The organism is Pannonibacter sp. Q-1, assembly GCF_054073275.1.
On sequence record NZ_JBSXNB010000002.1, the window covers coordinates 703,778 to 722,773 of the forward strand.

Below are 18,996 nucleotides of genomic sequence, written 5' to 3' on the forward strand. Positions count from 1 at the left end.
GGAACTTCTTTTCCGGACGTACGGTATTGCGTCCGGAAACGAGGGTCAACCGCAGATATGAGCGCTGTCAGCTTCACGCAAGGTGATGACACAGCCCCGTCAAAACTGCTTACCAGCGCAACAGGACCGAACCCCAGGTGAAACCGCCGCCCATGGCCTCGAGCATGATGAGGTCACCGGACTTCACGCGGCCATCCTTGACGGCAGCATCAAGTGCCAAGGGAATAGACGCGGCAGAGGTGTTGCCGTGAAGATCGACAGTGACGACCACCTTTTCCGGCGCAATATCAAGCTTCTTTGCGCTGGCGTCGATGATGCGCCGGTTGGCCTGATGCGGGATGAACCAGGTGAGATCTTCACCGGTCAGGCCCGTGGCCTTGAAGGCATCCTCGATCACGTCCGTGATCATGCCCACCGCGTGCTTGAAGACTTCCTTGCCTTCCATGCGCAGGTGGCCGACCGTCTGGGTCGTGGAGGGGCCGCCATCCACATAGAGCTTGGACTTGTGCTGGCCGTCCGAGCGCAGATGCGAGGTCAAGATCCCGTGATCGGCCACGGTGCCGGAGGCTTCACGCCCTTCCAGAATCACCGCCCCGGCGCCATCACCGAAGAGCACGCAGGTGGTGCGGTCGTTCCAGTCCAGAATCCGGGAGAAGGTCTCGGCACCGATCACCAGCACGCGCTTCGCCTGGCCGCAGCGGATGAACGTATCTGCCGTCGTCAGGGCAAAGACGAAGCCCGAGCACACCGCATGCACATCGAAGGCCACACCGTGACGCATGCCGAGAGCCGCCTGCACCTGCACCGCCGTGGACGGGAAGGTGTTGTCCGGCGTTGCGGTTGCCAGAATGATGGTGTCGATATTCTGCGCCGTCAGGCCCGCATGGGCGAGAGCCCGCTCGGCGGCCTTGATCGCCAGATGGGACGTGAACTCGCCCTCGGCGGCGATGTGGCGCTGGCGGATGCCGGTGCGCTGCACGATCCACTCGTCGGTGGTGTCCACCATACGGGCGAGGTCTTCATTGGTGAGGATTTTCTCGGGCAGATAGCTGCCGCAGCCGAGAACGGTCGAACGGATGGTGGTCACTCGTCACCTTCGGGAGTTTCAGCGGATACGGGAAAACGGCCACGGTGATAGTGGACCAGGTCCTGGGAGATCTTTTGCAGAAGCTCGTTGCGCACCATGTCGTGGGCAAGGGCGATGGCGCTGGCAAGACCCTCGGCGTCAGTGCCGCCATGGCTCTTGATCACGACGCCGTTGAGGCCGAGGAACACGCCGCCATTGACCTTGCGCGGGTCAAGCTTTTCGCGCAGCTGGTTGAAGGCGCCGCGGGCCAGCAGATAACCGAGCCTGGAGAACAGCGACCGGTTCATGGCAGCGCGCAGATAGCCTGCAATCTGCTTGGCTGTGCCTTCGGCGGTCTTCAGCGCAATGTTGCCGGCGAATCCTTCGGTCACCACCACATCGACGGTGCCCTTGCCCAGATCATCGCCTTCAACGAAACCGGCATAGGAGAAGGAGCGGAACGGCGCCTCACGCATGATGCGGCCGGCGGTGCGGACCTCTTCAAGGCCCTTCACTTCTTCCACGCCGATGTTGAGCAGGCCGACGGTCGGCTTTTCAACCCCGAAGAGGGCCCGGGCCATTGCCCCGCCCAGAATGGCGAAATCGATCAGCTGCTGCGCATCGGCGCCGATGGTGGCGCCCACATCCAGCACCACGCTTTCCCCGCGTGCCGTCGGCCAGATGGCGGCGATGGCGGGGCGGTCGATATTGGCCATGGTGCGCAGGCAGAAGGTGGACATGGCCATCAGCGCGCCGGTGTTGCCCGCCGACACGGCCACGTCAGCCTCGCCGTTCTTCACGGCCTCGATGGCGCGCCACATGCTGGAGCGCCAGCGCCCCTGGCGCAGCGCCTGGCTGGGCTTGGCGTCCATGGACACCGCCACTTCGCAGTGGAAGAAGGTGGAGGCATCGCGCAGGCGCGGGTATTTTTCCAGAAGCGGCAGGACAATCTTTTCCTGCCCGAAAATCAGAAACCGGATGCCGGGGTGGCGCAGCAGCGCAATCTCCGCCCCCGGCAGCACCATTTCGGCACCGGCGTCGCCGCCCATGGCATCAAGGGCAATATGAATGGGTTTTGCCATCTGAAGGTTCTTGTCGTCCATTCGCTTGGGAGCGCTCATCAGGGCCGGAGGCCGTGAAAGCATCTCGAGACTGCCACTCTGATGCTGGCAGATCCGCCACAGCAAGCCGGGGTGGCTAAAGGGTCAGTCCGCCATCTTGCAGGTACAGCGCGGCGAACATAACGGTTTTGGGGCGGGAAACAACCGTTTTCGCCCCTCGCCCACTCCCCCTTATGGCTTGTCCTTGTTCTTGAGCTGCTCAAGCACCTTGAAGGGCGAAGGCTTTTCTTCTTCCTCTTCCACGTCTGCGGGTGCTTCAAACTCCAGTTCCGCATCAGCTGCGCGCGGGAACGGGTCCAGAGCCAGGACGAACTGCTCGCAGACGAGCGCGCCCAGGTCGATCATTCCGTCCTCGATCGCATCGGGTGGCTCCGGGGCTTCCAGATCGATTTCGATCTCGCCATCCTCGCCAAGGTCCGGGTTGCGGCGGCGCGGATCAAGTTCCGGTTCATAGGCCCGTTCGAAGTGGTCCTTCACGCTCATCGGCAGCGGCACCAGCGTGACGACGCAGCGCTGCGCGCCCTCGGCCTCCAGATCGCCCGTCACAAAGACACCGGCCTTCTTCCACGGCCGCACTTCCAGCGTGGCGGTGAAACGGGTGAGGCTGTCGAGGCCATAGGCTTCGGCAATGCGGGCAAGCGCCTCCGCATCAGCGGTCAGTTCCACGGTCTTTGGCGTGTTGCCCAGACGCGACACCTGAAAGCGGTGCGAAAAGGGTGTCGGCACATCAGTCATGATTCGGGGTTCCCTCAAGCGCCGGCACGTCGGGCCAGGCGAGTTTGGCGGTCATGATGTCATCCAGCGGCAGGTCCGCCAGTGTCTTGACCGCATCCATCATGTAAAGCGCCAGCTTGTCGCAAGCCGGCGGATTGGCGGCTTCGGTGAAGATGTTGCGGCCGATGGCTGCCGCCAGATCCTGCGCATTGCCGCTGTCCAGCGCCTCGCCATAGGCGGCGGCACGGCCATAAAAGGCCTCGGCCATCTTGCGTACCTTCTTCGGCACGCGGTTGTCGCTAATGCCCATTTCGCGCAAGGAAGCGTCCATATCGCGGAAAAACAGGTCGAAAACCGCCTGCGACGTGGCAGCAGCCTCCTTGCCTTCCCCCTGCAGACGGCGGAAAAGCAGAACAGCGTGCAGGATCATCATGTCGAACCGGCCATCCACGGTGTCAGGCACAGAAAGTGCTGCGTAGAAGGCAGGCTGACGCGCCTGAGCCACGATAGCGCCATAAAGAGCGTATTCGGATGGCCGGGTACGGCGGCGGAAAAGGCCAAATACCATGGAATGCCTCGACTGGTCCCGAGCGGACGGTGTTGCCTTGTGCCCTAACGCAGGTTACTTGCTTTGCCAAGGAACGAATTCAAATACGCACCGGACTGCAAGGCCGGTTCAGACGGGACAGGAACGACGAATGAAGACCAAGGCGCATGTGCTGATGCTTCCCATTCTCCTCGGGCTGACCGTAGGCGGATGCTTCACCCAGACCTACAATCACGGCCATTCCATCTCCCCCGACATGCTGCAGCAGGTGCAGGTGGGGTCGAGCAAGGAGAATGTCGAGCTGGTCCTCGGGTCGCCGTCCACCACGTCCGAGATTGACGGTCTCGCCTATTACTACATTTCCCAGACCGCCGAGACGACCGCCTTCATGAAGCCGAAGATCGTCGAGCAGCGGGTGGTCGCCATCTATTTCGACAAGGATGGCTTTGTGAAGGACATCGCCAACTACGGCATGCAGGACGGCAAGGTCTTCGACTTCATCGGCCGCAAGACCCGCACCGGTGGCTCCGACTACGGCTTCCTGACGCAGATCCTGCGCGGCGCCGCCAACCCGTCGCTTGGCCTCTGAGCCCGAACGGCAAGGTCAAAAGTTCAAATCCCCCGGAAGATCCTTCCGGGGGATTTTTGTCTGGGTGAAGGTTTGGCCCCACTTCCGGCCAGCGTTTACAAGGGACGCAAGGAGAAGAAACGCACTCTTCCTTTGCCGCAGCCCCCCCTCCCCCCTTGAGCTACTGCATGCACACATCTTGGTTGAAGCCAGAGACGGTTTGGTGAAAGGCTGCAGTCTGGTCACTCCGGCACGGCGTTTCAGCCCCCCTCCCCCTGGTGGGGAGGGGGTAGGGGTGGGGGGAAGGCCTTTCCGCCTGGCAGAGTATCCATTGGTTACAGACAGCTTCTCCTCCTGATGCCTCATCAGGAAAAGATCCATTTTTCAAACCCTTGCAGGCTCAGATCCCCCCACCCCTTACCCCTCCCCACGAGGGGGAGGGGAGCGGAGGCGTCCTGCAACCATGCAGGCGCATCACTGCGGGTTGCTGTCCGCCCTCAGTATCAATGCGCCAGCACGGCCAGCAGCAGCAGGGCGACGATGTTGGCGATCTTGATCATCGGATTGACCGCCGGACCTGCGGTGTCCTTGTAGGGGTCGCCCACGGTGTCACCGGTCACCGCGGCCTTGTGGGCATCGGAACCCTTGCCGCCGTGATGGCCGTCCTCGATGTATTTCTTCGCATTGTCCCAGGCCCCGCCGCCGGAGGTCATCGACAGGGCGACGAACAGCCCGGTGATGATGATGCCCAGCAGCATCGCCCCCACGGCCGCAAAGGCATTGGCCTTGCCGGCAATGGCGTTGATGGCAAAGAAGCAGACAATCGGCGAGAGCACCGGCAGCAGCGAGGGGATGACCATTTCGCGGATGGCGGCGCGGGTGAGCATGTCCACCGCCCGGCCATAATCAGGCCGCTCGGTCCCCGCCATGATGCCCGGCTTTTCGCGGAACTGGCGGCGCACCTCCTCCACCACGGCAGAGGCGGCCCGGCCCACAGCGGTCATGGCAATGCCGCCGAAGAGATAAGGCAACATCCCGCCGAAGAAGAGGCCGACGACGACATAGGGGTTCGACAGGGAGAAATCGAGCGTATCCGGCGTCAGCCCGGCGAAATAGGGATACTGGTCCGAGTTGCTGATGAAGTAGCGCAGATCCTCCGTATAGGCGGCAAAGAGCACCAGCGCGCCGAGCCCGGCCGAGCCGATGGCATAGCCCTTGGTGACCGCCTTGGTGGTGTTGCCCACCGCATCCAGCGCATCCGTCGTCACGCGCACTTCTGCCGGAAGATCGGCCATTTCGGCGATGCCGCCGGCATTGTCCGTCACCGGGCCGAAGGCATCCAGCGCCACCACCATGCCGGCCAGCGCCAGCATCGTGGTCACCGCAACGGCGATGCCGAAGAGGCCTGCCAGCGAGTAGGTGACGATGATGCCCGCGATGATGATCAGCGCCGGAACAGCCGTTGCCTCCATCGAGATGGCAAGGCCCTGAATGACGTTGGTGCCATGGCCCGTGACGGATGCCTGGGCGATGGAGCGGACCGGGCGGTAGCCGGTGCCGGTGTAATATTCCGTCACCCAGATGATCAGCCCGGTGACGGCCAGACCGGCGACACCGCACAGATAGAGCGACATGGGCGTGAAGGAGAGCCCGCCGCTGGTGGTCAGCACCACGCCCATGCCGCCGAAGACAAAGGACGTGACCGGGAACAGGATGATGAGCGACAGCACGGACGTGGCGATGAAGCCCTTGTAGAGCGCGCCCATGATCGAATTGTTGGCCCCCAGCTTGACGAAGAAGGTGCCTGCAATCGATGTCAGGATGCAGGCGCCGCCGATGGTCATCGGATAGAGCATGGCCGGAGCCGTCGCCGCCGTTCCGGCAAAGAGGATCGCCGCCAGAACCATGGTGGCGACCAGCGTCACCGCATAGGTCTCGAACAGGTCCGCCGCCATGCCGGCGCAGTCGCCGACATTGTCACCGACATTGTCGGCGATGGTGGCCGGGTTGCGCGGATCATCTTCCGGGATGCCCGCCTCCACCTTGCCAACAAGATCGCCGCCCACATCCGCACCCTTGGTGAAGATGCCGCCGCCCAGACGGGCAAAGATGGAGATGAGCGAAGCGCCGAACCCAAGCGCCACCAGCGCATCGATAACAGCACGGCTCGTCGGGTCATAGCCGAGAACGCGGGTGAGGATGACGAAATAGACCGTGACGCCCAGCAGCGCGAGGCCTGCCACCAGCAGCCCGGTCACTGCGCCGGACTTGAAGGCAATCTCCAGTCCGGCCGCAAGGCTCTGGCTGGAGGCCTGCGCCGTGCGCACATTGGCGCGGACCGACACCATCATACCGATAAAACCGGCAAGACCGGAGAGAATGGCCCCTGCCGCAAAGCCGATGGCGACGGCGAGGCCCAGCAGCCAGGCGCCGAGAACGAAGATGACCGCGCCAGCGATGGCGATGGTTGTGTACTGGCGCGTCAGATAGGCCTGCGCACCTTCCTGGATCGCCCCCGCGATCTCCTGCATCCGGGCGTTGCCCGCATCGGATGCCATCACAGACTGGATCGCCCAGCCCCCGTAAGCCAGCCCCAGAAGGCCACAGGCAATGACGACGACAAGCTCGGTCATGAGTCCTCCCAATGAATGGGCAGCCCGGCAATCCGATCGTTCTATGACAGCATTTTATCTTGACTTCCAACGGGCTGCGACGCGCGCCAGGGCTCCGGCAAGTCCACTCTCATTCCGCAGCAAGGCGCAACGACGTCACGTTAACAGAATGAACATGGGGCCGGTCAAGTCCTTGCCCTCGTTTATTTTCGCAAGAGACACGAAAACATGCACCGCAACGCAGCAGATGCTGACGCGGCAAATACCGCAATGCAAAACAGGTTGCGCAAGGGTTGTTTTTACTTGGAACAAATCAAGACAACGCCGGTTCCGGTGTGCCTTTGGCCAGCACGAACATGAGGATCACGCAGACGAGGACAAGCGGGAAGACCAGCAGATTGACGGTCGCCCAACCGAAGCTGTGCAGCAGCGCGCCGGAAGAGAAGGACGCCAGCGCGACAAAGCCGAAGACGAGGAAATCGTTGAAGGACTGCACCGTCGCCCGCTCGGCGGGGCGGTAGCAGCGCGTCAGCATGCTGGTGGCGCCGACAAAGCCGAAGTTCCAGCCGATGCCCAAGAGGATCAGCGCGCTCCAGAAATGCGCCACTTCAAGCCCCATGAGCGCAATCACGGAACAGCCGCACAGCAGCGCAAGGCCGGTGAGAACGATGGTCCGCTCGCCGAAACGGGCAATCAGCGTGCCGGTGAAGAAGCTGGGGCCGAACATGGCCAGCACATGCCACTGGATCGCCAGCGCAGCATCGGTTTCGCTGAGGCCGCAACCGATCATGGCCAGCGGTGTTGCCGTCATCACGAGGCTCATCAGCGCATAGGAGCAGATGCCGCAGACGGCGGCGACAATGAAGGACGGCTGGCGCAGGATGACGCCCAGCGGCCGCGCCTGCGCATCCGCCACGGTCTTTTCCCGGACGGGCGGCACCTTGAGGAAGGTGAGAATCACGCCCATCAGCAGGAACAGGCCGCCAAGGGCGGCATAGGTTCCGGCAAAGAGCACCGGCGCGAAGAGGTCCTTGGTGAAGATCACCGTCTGCGGCCCGATGATGCCGGAGAAGACGCCGCCCGCCATCACCCAGGAAATGGCCTTGGGGCGGAAGGCATCGCTCGCCGTGTCGGCGGCCGCAAAGCGGAACTGCTGGACGAAGGCCGTCACCGTGCCCGCCAGCGCACAGGCCAGTGTGAACAGCCAGAAGCTGCCGGTGAGGATCGCCCAGGCCGCCAGCAGCGAAGCGAGGAAGCCCAGAACCGAGCCGCCCAGAAAACCGGTCCGCCGCCCCACCCGCTTCATCACCGCTCCGGCCGGCAGGGTGCCGATGGCCGTTCCAAGGATCATGCAGGAGATGGGCAGCGTTGCAAGGCCAGGGGCTTCGGGCAAAAGCGAGGCCGCAGTCAGCGAGCCGGTGGCGATGACGATGGAGGCCGTCGCCCCGCCGAGAGCCTGTGCTGCGGCAAGAATCGCAGCGTTGCGGCGCGCGATGCGGTCGCCATCGGCAGCGGCGTCCTGCGCAGGCGAAAGGGAGGGCTGAGATGACATGGGCAGGCTCCAGACGGGGTCCGGGCAGAACTGGCTGGCAGGGCTATCTGCGGGGTTCAGATATGGCTTCCCTGCGGGAAGCCGGGACAGGCCTCAAAAATGACGAAAGCCGCCCTGCCCTGCAAGCGCGAAAGGAACACCACCGCGCGTCAGATGGACAGCTGGCTTGTCAGCGGCAGGCGCTTGCACCTGACCAATGCGGGTTACCGGCACACCGGCAGCTGCGGCATCAGCCTCAAAGGCCTGCCCTTGCGCCTGCGGCACGCAAACAAACAGCTCATAGTCATCCCCGCCGGTCAGCACGCGGGCGAGAAGCTGCGGATCGGCTGCAAGCGCAGCACGGGCCGCATCCGACAGCGGCGCATCGTCCGCCTCGAGGACCAGATCCACACCCGAATGACGCGCCACATGGCCCGCATCGGCGCAGAGCCCGTCAGAGATATCGAGGCAGGCGGAAGCATGGGACAGCACGGCAGAGGCCAGCGCCATCCGCGGCTGCGGCAGCAGATAGCGGTTCAGCAGAAACTCGGCATGAGATTCAGACAGCCCGAGCTTGCGTGCCAGCTCCGGGTCAAGCCGCAGGGCAAGGCCAAGGGCGGAATCGCCAATGGTGCCGGAGACATAGACGAGATCGCCCGCCTTCGCGCCATTACGGCGAATGGCGCGGCCTTCCGGCACTTCGCCAAGCGCAGTGATGGACAGGACCATGCGCTCGCCGCTGCGGATGGTATCGCCGCCCAGCAGCGGGAACGCAAATTCCGCCTGATCGGTAGCGAGCCCGGCAGAAAAGCCGGTGAGCCATTGCGCGGCCCCGCTCCCGGCCATCTCCCCGCCAAGGCCAAGCCCCAGCAGATAGCCGAGAGGCCTTGCACCCTTGGCGGCAAGGTCGGAGAGGTTGACGCGCAAGGCCTTGCGCGCCACCAGATCGGCCGGATCATTGGCAAAGAAATGAACATCCGCCGCCAGCATGTCCTTGGTCAGGACCAGCTCATGCCCGGTGGAGGGCTTCAGCACGGCGGCGTCGTCGGTGAGCGCAAGGCTGCCGGGGGCGGTTGCCAGCGGGGCAAAGAAGCGCTCGATCAGGTCGAACTCGCCCAGCCCCGCATATGCCCCCTCAGCGGCCATGTTACTGGCCGTCCTGCGCGTCCTGACCTTCTCCCGCCTCAGCCGCAGGCTCCAGCGGCTCCAGCTCGGCGCTGCGCAGCTGGTGGGCCAGACGGTCCAGCACGCCGTTGACGAGACGCGGCTCATCTTCGGCGTAGAAGGCCTTCGCCACGTCGATATATTCGGAGATGATCACCTTCGGCGGCACATCCCGGCGGCGCAGCAGCTCATAGCTGCCAGCGCGCAGAATGGCACGCAGCAGGCTGTCGATGCGCTTCAGCGGCCAGTCTTCCACCAGCGCGGTGTGGATGAACGGATCAAGACGCAGCTGCTCGGCCACAACGCCGCGCACAATGTCCTTGAACCACTGCTCGTCCGCATCGCGGTACTGGTAGCCGTCGACTTCCTTGCCAAGGCGGAAGGCGGTGAACTCGTTGACCACATCGGTCACAGAAGAGCCGCCCACATCCATCTGGTAAAGCGCCTGCACCGCCCCGAGACGGGCGGCACCACGCTTGTTGGCCGGACGGATTTCCGGCCCCTTGTTCTGATCGGCTTCGCCGGTCATGTCAGATCAAACCCCAAGCCGTTCCCGAAGACGGATCATGTCCAGCGCTGCGCGCGAGGCAGCACCGCCCTTGTCCTTGTCGGTCACCCGGGCGCGGGCCCAGGCCTGTTCATCATTTTCCACCGTCAGGATGCCGTTGCCGAGGGCAAGGTCGGCATCGACGATGAGATCCATCAGCACGCGGGCCGATTCATTGGCGACGATGTCGTAATGGGTCGTCTCACCGCGAATGACACAGCCGAGCACCACGAAGCCGTCATAGAAGGTGCCGTCGTTTTCCATGGAGGTCAGCACCATGGACAGGGCCGCCGGGATTTCCAGCACGCCCGGAACAGCGATCCGGTCATGGGTCGCGCCCGCCTCGTCCAGTGCCTTGGCGGCCCCTTCATAGAGCGCATCGGCGATGTCTTCGTAGAATCGGGCTTCAATGATCAGGAGGTGAGGCGCGGAGCTCATCGGTCGTGTCGCTTTCTGTCTGAGAGGTGCGGTCAGGAACCATGCCTGCCCGATTTTGTCCAGCCTTTTGCGGGGGCGAGCCCCTCAGGCCTGCTCGCGGAATTCGGCAAGGCGCGCGGCATAGCGCGCCATCATGTCGACTTCAAGGTTTACGTTGTCTCCCACCTGCCTTTCGGCCCAGGTGGTTACCGCCAGCGTGTGCGGAATGAGGAAGACGGAAAACTCCGTTCCCTCCACCTCGTTCACCGTCAGCGACGTGCCATCCAGCGCCACCGATCCCTTGCGGGCAATGAAGGGCGCAAAGGCGCGCGGAGCGTCAAAGCGGAAATAGACCGTGTCCGGATGGTCGCGCCGCTCGACGATGCGGGCAAGCCCATCCACATGGCCGAGCACCAGATGGCCGCCCAGCTCCGTGCCAAGGCTGAGGGAGCGCTCCAGATTGAGCTTCTGCCCCGCCGTCCAGTCCGCAGCCGTGGTCAGGCGCAGGGTTTCCGCGCCGCTTTCCACTTCGAACCAGTTGCCGGTCTCATCGCTCCCCTTGGCCGTCACCGTGTGGCACGGGCCGCCGCAGGCAATGGAGGCGCCGATGTCGATCGTGTCCACATCATAGACCGTGGCAATGCGGGTGCGCTTCCCGGCAGGAATGTCCGTGACGGAGAGAATGGTGCCAAGATCGGTGACAATTCCGGTGAACATCTCAACTCTCCTTGCGGCGGAACCGCAGCAGCCTGTCCGGCCCGTAGACGGCCGTATCAACCAGACGGAAATCCGGGTACTCGGAGGTGAATCCGCCTGCCCCGCCGTCGAACGGCAGGATGCGCCCTGCCCCGAGTTCAGCCACGCCGTGGAAGATCCACGTCTCGTCCACCACACCAGCCTGCAGGAAGGACCGGGCAACACGTGCGCCGCCTTCCACCATCAGCCGGGTGACGCCCCGGTTGGCCAGCGCCGTCAGCGCGATCTTCGGCTCGATGCCCTCTTCATTGGCGGGCACGCGGATCACCAGCACACCGGCATCGGCCAGCGCCTGCACCCGTTCGGGATCGGCCTGATTGCCCGTCACCAGCCACACCGGCACATCGGCGGCAGACTGAACGAGACGGCTCTTCAGCGGCAGCCTTGCATCCTTGTCCAGCACCACGCGCACGGGCGAGCGGTCCTTCATGCCGGGCATGCGGCAGGTCAGTTCCGGATCATCGGCCAGAGCCGTGCCAATGCCGACGAGAATGGCGTCGCAACTGCCACGAAGGCCATGCACCACATTGCGTGACAGCGGGCCGGTGATCGCCACCTGCCCCTCACCAACCCGGCCAATGCCGCCATCGGCAGAAAGCGCCAGCTTCAGCACCACATCCGGCCGCTGATCGGTGACGCGCAGCCGGTGCCCGGCATGCAGCAGGCGGCAGAGGTCTTCCTCAACGCCGGTGGAGACGGAAATGCCCGCTTCCTCGAGCATGGCAACACCGCGCCCGGCCACGCGCGGGCTGGGATCAAGGCAGCCGATCACCACACGGGCGACACCTGCCTCGCGCAGCGCAAGGGCACAAGGCGGCGTGCGGCCGTAGTGGGAACAGGGCTCCAGCGTGACGTAGCAGGTGGCGCCACGGGCCAGCTCCCCCGCCTGCCGCAGCGCGCTCACTTCTGCGTGAGGGCCGCCGGGGCGGGAGGTGACACCCCGGCCAACGATGACCGGCCCGCCGTCCTCAAACTGAACGATGAGCGCGCCCACCGAAGGATTGGGCCAGACCTGCCCCTGCCCCCGCGCTGCAAGGGCAGCAGCGGCGCGCATCAGGCGGCGGTCAATCCCGGTCACGGCAGCCTTGCTGCCGGCGGCGGGCGCAACAGCTTCAGCCTCAGCTTCGCTCACGCATCCTCCTGGGGTTCGTCATTGCCGGGCAAGCCGCCCAGTTCACCGAGAAGCTCGCGGAAGTCGCGCGCCTCACGGAAGTTCCGGTATACGGATGCAAAGCGCACATAGGCCACATCATCGATGGTCTTCAGGCCTTCCATCACATGGGTGCCGATCATCTCGCTGGTGATCTCGCCTTCGCTGGTGCTTTCCAGCTGGCGCACGATACCGCTGACCATACGCTCGATCCGCTCCGGGTCAACCGGGCGCTTGCGCACGGCGATCTCGACGGAACGCATCAGCTTTTCACGGTCAAACGGCACGCGGCGGCCGGAGCGCTTGACCACCATCAGCTCACGCAGCTGCACCCGCTCGAAGGTGGTGAACCGCCCCCCGCAGGTGGAGCAGACACGGCGGCGGCGGATGGCCGTGTTGTCTTCGGTCGGGCGCGAATCCTTAACCTGGGTCTCTTCACCGCCGCAAAAGGGGCACCGCATGTCATCCGTTCCTTATACCAAGGCCCTGAGAGACAGGGCCCTGCCAAGCCACAAGCACCGCTTGGGCGCGAAGAATCTGGTGGCCGTAAGCTCTTCGAATTCCGCTCAGAATGCAAACGATCCGCGCCGGAGGGCGCGGACCGGTTCTTGTACGCGTCAGTCAGGCAATCAGGCCGGATAGATCGGGAAGCGGCTGGTGAGTTCGATCACCTTGGCCTTCACCGCAGCTTCCACAGCCGCGTTGCCTTCCTCACTGTTCGCCGCCTTCAGGCCGTCGAGAACCTCGGTGATCAGCATGCCGATCTCGCGGAACTCGGCAAGCCCAAAACCGCGCGTCGTGCCGGCCGGAGTGCCAAGGCGCACGCCGGAGGTGACGAAGGGCTTTTCCGGGTCAAACGGAATGCCGTTCTTGTTGCAGGTGATGTTGGCGCGGCCAAGGGCGGCCTCCGCCTTCTTGCCGGTGGCGTTCTTCGGGCGCAGGTCCACCAGCATCAGATGGTTGTCCGTGCCGCCGGAAACAATATCCAGCCCCTGCTCCTGCAGGGTCTGGGCCAGCATCTTGGCATTGGCCGCAACCGCTGCAGCATAGGCCTTGAACTCCGGACGCAGCGCCTCACCGAAGGCAACGGCCTTGGCGGCAATCACGTGCATCAGCGGGCCGCCCTGAAGACCGGGGAACACGGCCGAGTTGATCTTCTTGGCGATGTCCTCGTCGTTCGTCAGGATCAGGCCGCCGCGCGGGCCGCGCAGGGACTTGTGCGTGGTCGAGGTGCAGACATGGGCATGGGGCACCGGCGAGGGATGCGCGCCACCAGCCACAAGACCGGCGATGTGAGCCATGTCGACCATCAGATAGGCGCCGACCGCATCGGCGATCTCGCGGAACTTCTTCCAGTCCCAGACGCGCGAATAGGCCGTGCCGCCGGCAACGATCAGTTTCGGCTTGTGCTCGTGAGCCAGACGCTCGATCTCTTCCATGTCGAGCAGATGGTCGTCCTTGCGCACGCCGTAGGACACGACATTGAACCACTTGCCGGACATGTTGACCGGGGAGCCGTGGGTCAGGTGGCCGCCGGAATTGAGGTCAAGGCCCATGAAGGTGTCGCCCGGCTGCAGCAGCGCCAGGAAGACGGCCTGGTTCATCTGGCTGCCGGAATTCGGCTGCACGTTGGCGAACTTGGCGCCGAACAGCTCCTTGGCGCGCTCGATCGCCAGCGTCTCGACAATGTCGACATACTGGCAGCCGCCGTAGTAGCGCTTGCCCGGATAACCCTCGGCATATTTGTTGGTCAGGACCGAGCCCTGAGCCTCGAGAACGGCCTTGGAGACAATGTTTTCGGAGGCAATCAGCTCGATCTCGTGCTGCTGACGGCCGGCTTCCTTCTGGATGGCGCCGAAGATATCCGGATCGGCATCAGCCAGAGATTGAGTGAAGAAACCGGTGTAGATCGGCTCGCCGGCCAAGGTATCCGACATCGACATGGCTAGGTCCTTTTCAGCGATTCACAAAGGGCCCCTTCGCCCTTTCTTCCGCCCAAGCGCGGGCAAATGACATTGCTCCGGCATTGGCCCTTTCGGGAGCCCTGCACTTAGCATAGGCATTCCGGTGAACCAAGTGGCAGACCGTCACAGCGATCCGCAAATCCGGCATGGATCTGGTCCGGAGCGGAAATGGTGCGGAAATTCATGCTGTCCAGCCCCCGCGCGGCACCTCCGGCGTGCCACTGTCCTCCGACAGGCGCTTTGCCAGCTTGCGAAGCGCCAGCGCCTGCAGGTCCGACTGCGCCGCATTGACCGGGCCGATCACCGACACTTCAACGCCGGTCGCCGCATCAATCGCCACCACCTTCACCTGACGGCCGATGGGCACGAATTCCAGATAGACTTCACCCTTGGCATGGCCGGACATGCTGGTTTCTCCAGAGACAGAAGAACGGGCGGCACATGAAAGACACGCCCTAGGGGATCAGATGGGCATGATGGTTGACTGCGCAAGAAAAAAGGGAGCCTGAGCCCCCTTTTCCAGTCTCATCTGCTGATGCGAAGCCTTATGCCAAGGCTTTCGATGCTGACGCATCACGCCTTGAAGTCGCTCAGGCGCCGCACGGGCTTGACCAACTCTCGATGAGAAAGGTTCATCGAGAGTTCGTATTACTGCCCAGGCAGCTGCAGCTCTGCCACGTCGCCATAAAGGCCGTCGCGGTTGTAGATGTCCTCACGGAAATGCACCGTGCCGTCTTCGTTGGCCCAGGCCGTGATGTAGGTCAGGTACAGCGGCACCTGCGTCTTCAGCTTCACGTCTTCCCGCAGGCCATCGCGGATGGTCTGGTCGACACGGGTGCGGTTCCAGTCCGGCGTGGTCGATTCCAGCATCCAGGACACAAGGTCACGCACGTTCTGCACACGCACGCAACCAGACGAATGGAACCGGTTGTCGGTGCCGAACAGGGTCTTCGACGGCGTGTCGTGCAGATACACCTGATGGGTGTTGTGGAAGTTGATGCGGATGGCACCCAGCGAGTTGATCTCGCCCGGATCCTGCCGGAACTGATACTTCGTTGCCTCGTCCGAGTTCCAGTCGATCTGCTGCCAGGCCAGTTCGTTGTTCTTCCAGTCGAAGATACGGATCTTGTTCTTGGCCAGATACTCCGGATCCTGCTTCATTTTCGGGATCAGGTCCTTGCGTATGATCGAAACCGGCACGGTCCAGTAGGGGTTGAAATTGACCTCATAGACCTTGGAATTCAGGATCGGGGTCTGACGGTCGATCTTGCCGACGACAGCGGTGTGGCGCGAGCGGACGCGGCCGTTTTGAACGGCCTCGATCTCGGCCGCCGGAATGTTCACCATCACATAACGCGCGCCCAGATCACCCGACAGGGACCGCAGGCGCACAAGGTTGGTTTCCAGCTGGCGCAGGCGCACATCGGCCGGAATGTTCAGCGCCGCCAGCGTGGTCTGCCCCAGCGTGCCATCCGGGATGAGGCCGTGGCGTACCTGGAACCGGCGCAGAGCGGAATCGACGTAGGAATCAAAGGTGGTGGAGACACCGGCCTGCTGCTCCAGATCACCCGATGCGATCAGGCGGCGGCGGAGCGAGGCAACGATATTGTCCTCAGCACCGATGCGCAGCGTCTTGCCCGGCGTGGCGACGTGTTCCCAGCCGCCGCGCTGCACGATCATGGCATACTGGTCGATGGCCGAAGCCACATATTCGGCTGTCTGGGGCGCAAGGGTCGGCGTCGCGGTCTTGATCGACTGCAGGTCCTGCAGCGTGGCATCAAAACGGTCTTCCCATTCTGCGCGCTTGTTATACTGCTGCAGTGCCTCCAGCGGCGACTGCGCCAGCGCCGTTCCGGCAAGAACGCCCGTCAGAGCGCCGGCCAAGACAGCCGCGCGGGCCAGAGTGGCGGAAACTTTCGTGATCTGATTCCCGTTGCGCAACAACACCCGTCGCTCCCTTTCGCATCGCGTGGAGGTTCACCTGACCAGTTCTGATCTGCAGATACTGCAAGGTCTGCCAGCCGGTGACTTCCAGTTAACCACACGGCGGCTTAACAAATTGCAGCCTAGGTCCGGTCGGCCGCCGCATGCCCAAACGGTGAAAGCCCTTGCGCAATCGTCAGCCCCTGCCTGCGCTCATGGCACAGCAGTCATGAGTTTCATTAGTCAGGGGTTTATGGCCGAAACATGTCCAGTAAACACATCTTCGCCAGAAACGCGAACACTGGTGCTGCAAAGCTACACTGCGTTTTTTGCATGCGCGGCGGAGAGTGTCGCAGCGACCGGAGGGGCACGGCCCAGCCTCAGCCTGCCTCAGCCTGCCTCTGACCGGTCCTCAAGGCAGGCCCCGGCAATCCACTGCGCGAAGGCGGCCATTGCCCGTGTCTGCGGACGGTCCGAAGGCCAGACCAGAAGATAGCGCCCGGCAGAAACTGAGACCGGAAACGGCTGGCAGAGCCGCCCCTGACGAATCTGACGCTGAAACATCGCAACAGGAAGCAGAGCAGCCCCCATGCCCTCGGCAGCCAGTTCCGCCAATGCGACCGAACTGTCAAAGACTGGCCCCTTCAGCGGCGGAGGCGGCGTCCGGGCTGCCTCGAACCATTGCGGCCACTCGGCGCTGCGATAGCTGCGCAGAAGCAGCAGCTTGGCAAGGTCAGCCGGTTCACGGAGTTGTGTAGCCAGCCGGGGTGCACAGAGCGGTGACAGTGGCGCCTCCATCAACGGAAGCGCATCATGCCCGCTCCAGCCGCTGGCACCAAAACGGATCGCCATATCCAGGCCTTCACGCAGGATTTCCACGCGGTTGTTGTTGGTCGAAATCCGCAAGTCGATCTCGGAATGCGCCGCCTGAAAGGCCTCAAGCCTCGGCAGCAGCCAGCCAAGGGCGAAGGTCGTGTTGACGCCGATGCTGAGCACCTCGACGTGCCGCTTGCCGTGAAACCTGTCGAGCGTCCGGCCAATCACATCGAAACTGTGTTCCAGTACCGGCGCAAGCAGCCTCGCCTCGTCCGTCGGCACGAGGCCTTGCGAGGTGCGCTGGAACAGGATCACGCCGAGTTGATCCTCCAGCCGCGCGATCTGGTGGCTGACGGCCGCCTGCGTCACACGCAATTCAACCGCCGCTTTCGTAAAGCTGCCCTGCCGCATGGCGACTTCAAAGACACGCAGCGCATTGAGGGGAATATCGGGACGGTCCATCGCATTACTTTTCCTAATATCGCACCTGAGGATTTGTCGTTTGAGGGCGAAATGCAAGCCGCAATAGAAGGAACGCATGACATCAATTGATGTCAGAGAGCCGCAAGTGCGCTTTCATACGCCCGCTATTTCCAAGGATTGATCATGCCAAAAACGCTTTCCCATCTCCGCCGTTCCGCTCAGGTTTTTGCCGTCTCCCTGCTGCTGGCAGCCCCGGCGGCAGCCGGCCCGGCAGACGCTCAGCTCGCTGAAACTGTTGCCAAAACCGAGTCCCGGCTGAATGCCCGCGTGGGCGTGGTTCTGCATGACACCGGCAGCGGCTGGTCATGGGCCAACCGGGCGGACGAACGGTTCCTGATGAACAGCACCATCAAGACCCCGATCTGTGGTGCCATCCTGTCCGCAGCCGATGCCGGCACGCTGACCCTCGACGAGGAACTTCCCGTTCTCCAGTCAGACATCGTGTCTTATGCGCCGGTGACGGAGAAAAAAGTGGGCCAGACCATGCCGCTCAGCGAGCTGTGCCTGGCCACCATCGACATGAGCGACAACACGGCTGCCAATCTTCTGATCAACCGCCTTGGCGGCACGGAAGCGGTGACGGAATTCTTCCGCAGCACCGGAGACACCGTCAGCCGTCTCGACCGGCTGGAGCCTGACCTGAACACGTTCAAATCCGGCGATCCCCGGGACACGACATCACCGGCAGCCATGGCCGCCACCTTGGAAAAACTGCTTCTGGGCGATGTCCTCAGCCCTCAATCCCGCAATCAGCTGACCGGGTGGATGAGCCACGGCGGCGTCACCGGCGCACTCCTGCGCAAAACCGCGCCGGAAGGCTGGCACATTGCGGACAAGTCCGGCAGCGGTGACCAGACCCGCAACATCATCGCCATGATCACGCCGCCGGACCGGGCGCCGTGGATCGCCGTGATTTTCGTGTCCGATGTCAAAGCCGACTTTGCCACCCGGAACGGAGCCTTGCAGGACATCAGCGCTGCGGTGATCGGCGTCATCAAGGCACATTGATCCCTTCTGGCTCCCGCATAACAGAAAGGCCCGTGCCGGGTGTCCGGCACGGGCCTCTTCATTTCGTGCTGCCTGCAGTCCCAGCGGATCAGAGACGGTAGAGGATCTGGTCGGTCCAGAAACGCTCCAGGCGGCGCAGCGACTTGTTGAGCGTGGCGAAGTCACCGGCGTGGATCTCGCCTACCTGCTCGACCGAGAGAATGTGACGCTCGTAGAGGTCATTCACGATCTTGGCGACTTCCTGGCCCTTCGGCGTCAGGCTGACACGGACCGAACGGCGGTCCATGCGCGAACGCTGATGATGAATGTAACCGGTCTCCACCAGCTTCTTGAGGTTATAGGAGACGTTGGACCCGAGGTAGTAACCGCGGGTGCGCAGCTCGCCGGCCGTCAGCTCGCTGTCGCCGATGTTGAACAGCAGCAGGGCCTGCACGCTGTTCACGTCGGAACGGCCCATGCGGTCAAACTCGTCCTTGATGACGTCAAGAAGACGGCGGTGAAGTCTTTCGACGAGCGTCAGTGCTTCCAGGTACAGCGGCTTGAGTTCCGTGTCCTCTTCTGCCTGAGCAACGGCATCCATAGCTCTGTTAGCTGAGATCATTTGTTTGC

At 63.3% G+C, this 18,996-nt stretch carries 19 protein-coding genes; 2 read left to right on the forward strand and 17 right to left on the reverse strand.

All coding sequences use genetic code 11. The features are described from left to right. Positions 1 to 109: 109 nt before the first annotated feature. From ACVNHC_RS07285 to ACVNHC_RS07300, 4 genes are all read right to left on the reverse strand, one after another. The gene (locus ACVNHC_RS07285; protein ID WP_457166830.1) at positions 110 to 1,087 is read right to left on the reverse strand and encodes a beta-ketoacyl-ACP synthase III; all 978 of its coding nucleotides are present in this window, start codon (positions 1,085 to 1,087) and stop codon (positions 110 to 112) included. Beyond that, complete coding sequence (plsX, locus tag ACVNHC_RS07290; RefSeq protein ID WP_050471413.1) at positions 1,084 to 2,148, reverse strand: phosphate acyltransferase PlsX; 1,065 nt, start codon at positions 2,146 to 2,148, stop codon at positions 1,084 to 1,086. The genes ACVNHC_RS07285 and plsX overlap by 4 nt, the downstream gene beginning before the upstream one ends. Positions 2,149 to 2,358: 210 nt before the next feature. Then, positions 2,359 to 2,922, reverse strand: a complete 564-nt coding sequence (locus ACVNHC_RS07295) for a YceD family protein (RefSeq protein WP_457166831.1) — start codon at positions 2,920 to 2,922, stop codon at positions 2,359 to 2,361. Continuing rightward, the gene (locus ACVNHC_RS07300) at positions 2,915 to 3,469 is read right to left on the reverse strand and encodes a ubiquinol-cytochrome C chaperone family protein (RefSeq protein WP_019962529.1); all 555 of its coding nucleotides are present in this window, start codon (positions 3,467 to 3,469) and stop codon (positions 2,915 to 2,917) included. Before ACVNHC_RS07300 ends, ACVNHC_RS07295 begins: the two co-directional genes overlap by 8 nt. Positions 3,470 to 3,599: 130 nt before the next feature. On the opposite strand from ACVNHC_RS07300, the gene ACVNHC_RS07305 reads away from it, so the two are divergent. Next, positions 3,600 to 4,037, forward strand: a complete 438-nt coding sequence (locus ACVNHC_RS07305) for an outer membrane protein assembly factor BamE (RefSeq protein ID WP_050471315.1) — start codon at positions 3,600 to 3,602, stop codon at positions 4,035 to 4,037. Positions 4,038 to 4,519: 482 nt separating this feature from the next. Here the strand turns inward: ACVNHC_RS07305 and ACVNHC_RS07310 are convergent, their stop codons facing one another. The 12 genes from ACVNHC_RS07310 to ACVNHC_RS07365 form a co-directional block, all read right to left on the reverse strand. Beyond that, complete coding sequence (locus tag ACVNHC_RS07310; RefSeq protein WP_457166832.1) at positions 4,520 to 6,649, reverse strand: sodium-translocating pyrophosphatase; 2,130 nt, start codon at positions 6,647 to 6,649, stop codon at positions 4,520 to 4,522. A 292-nt stretch (positions 6,650 to 6,941) separates the two neighbouring features. Beyond that, positions 6,942 to 8,180, reverse strand: coding sequence for an MFS transporter (locus ACVNHC_RS07315; RefSeq protein WP_457166833.1), 1,239 nt, complete (start codon positions 8,178 to 8,180; stop codon positions 6,942 to 6,944). A gap of 93 nt (positions 8,181 to 8,273) precedes the next feature. Next, positions 8,274 to 9,305 (reverse strand): thiamine-phosphate kinase, encoded by a 1,032-nt coding sequence (gene thiL, locus ACVNHC_RS07320; RefSeq protein WP_457166834.1) that lies wholly within the window; start codon positions 9,303 to 9,305, stop codon positions 8,274 to 8,276. Between the two features lies 1 nt (position 9,306). Next, positions 9,307 to 9,852: a transcription antitermination factor NusB gene (nusB, locus tag ACVNHC_RS07325; protein ID WP_050471311.1), complete on the reverse strand. Its 546-nt coding sequence runs from the start codon at positions 9,850 to 9,852 to the stop codon at positions 9,307 to 9,309. Positions 9,853 to 9,858: 6 nt separating this feature from the next. Next, positions 9,859 to 10,308, reverse strand: a complete 450-nt coding sequence (gene ribH, locus ACVNHC_RS07330; protein WP_050471310.1) for a 6,7-dimethyl-8-ribityllumazine synthase — start codon at positions 10,306 to 10,308, stop codon at positions 9,859 to 9,861. A gap of 84 nt (positions 10,309 to 10,392) precedes the next feature. After that, positions 10,393 to 11,004, reverse strand: a complete 612-nt coding sequence (locus ACVNHC_RS07335) for a riboflavin synthase (RefSeq protein ID WP_457166835.1) — start codon at positions 11,002 to 11,004, stop codon at positions 10,393 to 10,395. 1 nt (position 11,005) lies between these two features. Continuing rightward, positions 11,006 to 12,175 (reverse strand): bifunctional diaminohydroxyphosphoribosylaminopyrimidine deaminase/5-amino-6-(5-phosphoribosylamino)uracil reductase RibD, encoded by a 1,170-nt coding sequence (gene ribD / locus ACVNHC_RS07340; RefSeq protein ID WP_457166836.1) that lies wholly within the window; start codon positions 12,173 to 12,175, stop codon positions 11,006 to 11,008. Next, positions 12,172 to 12,654, reverse strand: a complete 483-nt coding sequence (gene nrdR / locus ACVNHC_RS07345; protein WP_019962538.1) for a transcriptional regulator NrdR — start codon at positions 12,652 to 12,654, stop codon at positions 12,172 to 12,174. Before nrdR ends, ribD begins: the two co-directional genes overlap by 4 nt. A 168-nt stretch (positions 12,655 to 12,822) precedes the next feature. Next, positions 12,823 to 14,130: a serine hydroxymethyltransferase gene (gene glyA / locus ACVNHC_RS07350; protein WP_050471412.1), complete on the reverse strand. Its 1,308-nt coding sequence runs from the start codon at positions 14,128 to 14,130 to the stop codon at positions 12,823 to 12,825. Positions 14,131 to 14,338: 208 nt separating this feature from the next. Continuing rightward, positions 14,339 to 14,563, reverse strand: coding sequence for a DUF6898 family protein (locus ACVNHC_RS07355; protein WP_050471307.1), 225 nt, complete (start codon positions 14,561 to 14,563; stop codon positions 14,339 to 14,341). Between the two features lie 242 nt (positions 14,564 to 14,805). Continuing rightward, positions 14,806 to 16,098: a L,D-transpeptidase family protein gene (locus ACVNHC_RS07360; RefSeq protein WP_094463748.1), complete on the reverse strand. Its 1,293-nt coding sequence runs from the start codon at positions 16,096 to 16,098 to the stop codon at positions 14,806 to 14,808. A 372-nt stretch (positions 16,099 to 16,470) separates the two neighbouring features. After that, positions 16,471 to 17,358 (reverse strand): LysR family transcriptional regulator, encoded by an 888-nt coding sequence (locus ACVNHC_RS07365; protein ID WP_457166837.1) that lies wholly within the window; start codon positions 17,356 to 17,358, stop codon positions 16,471 to 16,473. Between the two features lie 144 nt (positions 17,359 to 17,502). Here ACVNHC_RS07365 and bla point away from each other — a divergent pair, with 144 nt between their 5' ends. Then, positions 17,503 to 18,387, forward strand: coding sequence for a class A beta-lactamase (gene bla, locus ACVNHC_RS07370; protein ID WP_457166838.1), 885 nt, complete (start codon positions 17,503 to 17,505; stop codon positions 18,385 to 18,387). 88 nt (positions 18,388 to 18,475) lie between these two features. Here the strand turns inward: bla and ldtR are convergent, their stop codons facing one another. Beyond that, positions 18,476 to 18,988, reverse strand: coding sequence for a transcriptional regulator LdtR (gene ldtR, locus ACVNHC_RS07375; RefSeq protein ID WP_457166839.1), 513 nt, complete (start codon positions 18,986 to 18,988; stop codon positions 18,476 to 18,478). Between the last annotated feature and the right edge of the window lie 8 nt (positions 18,989 to 18,996).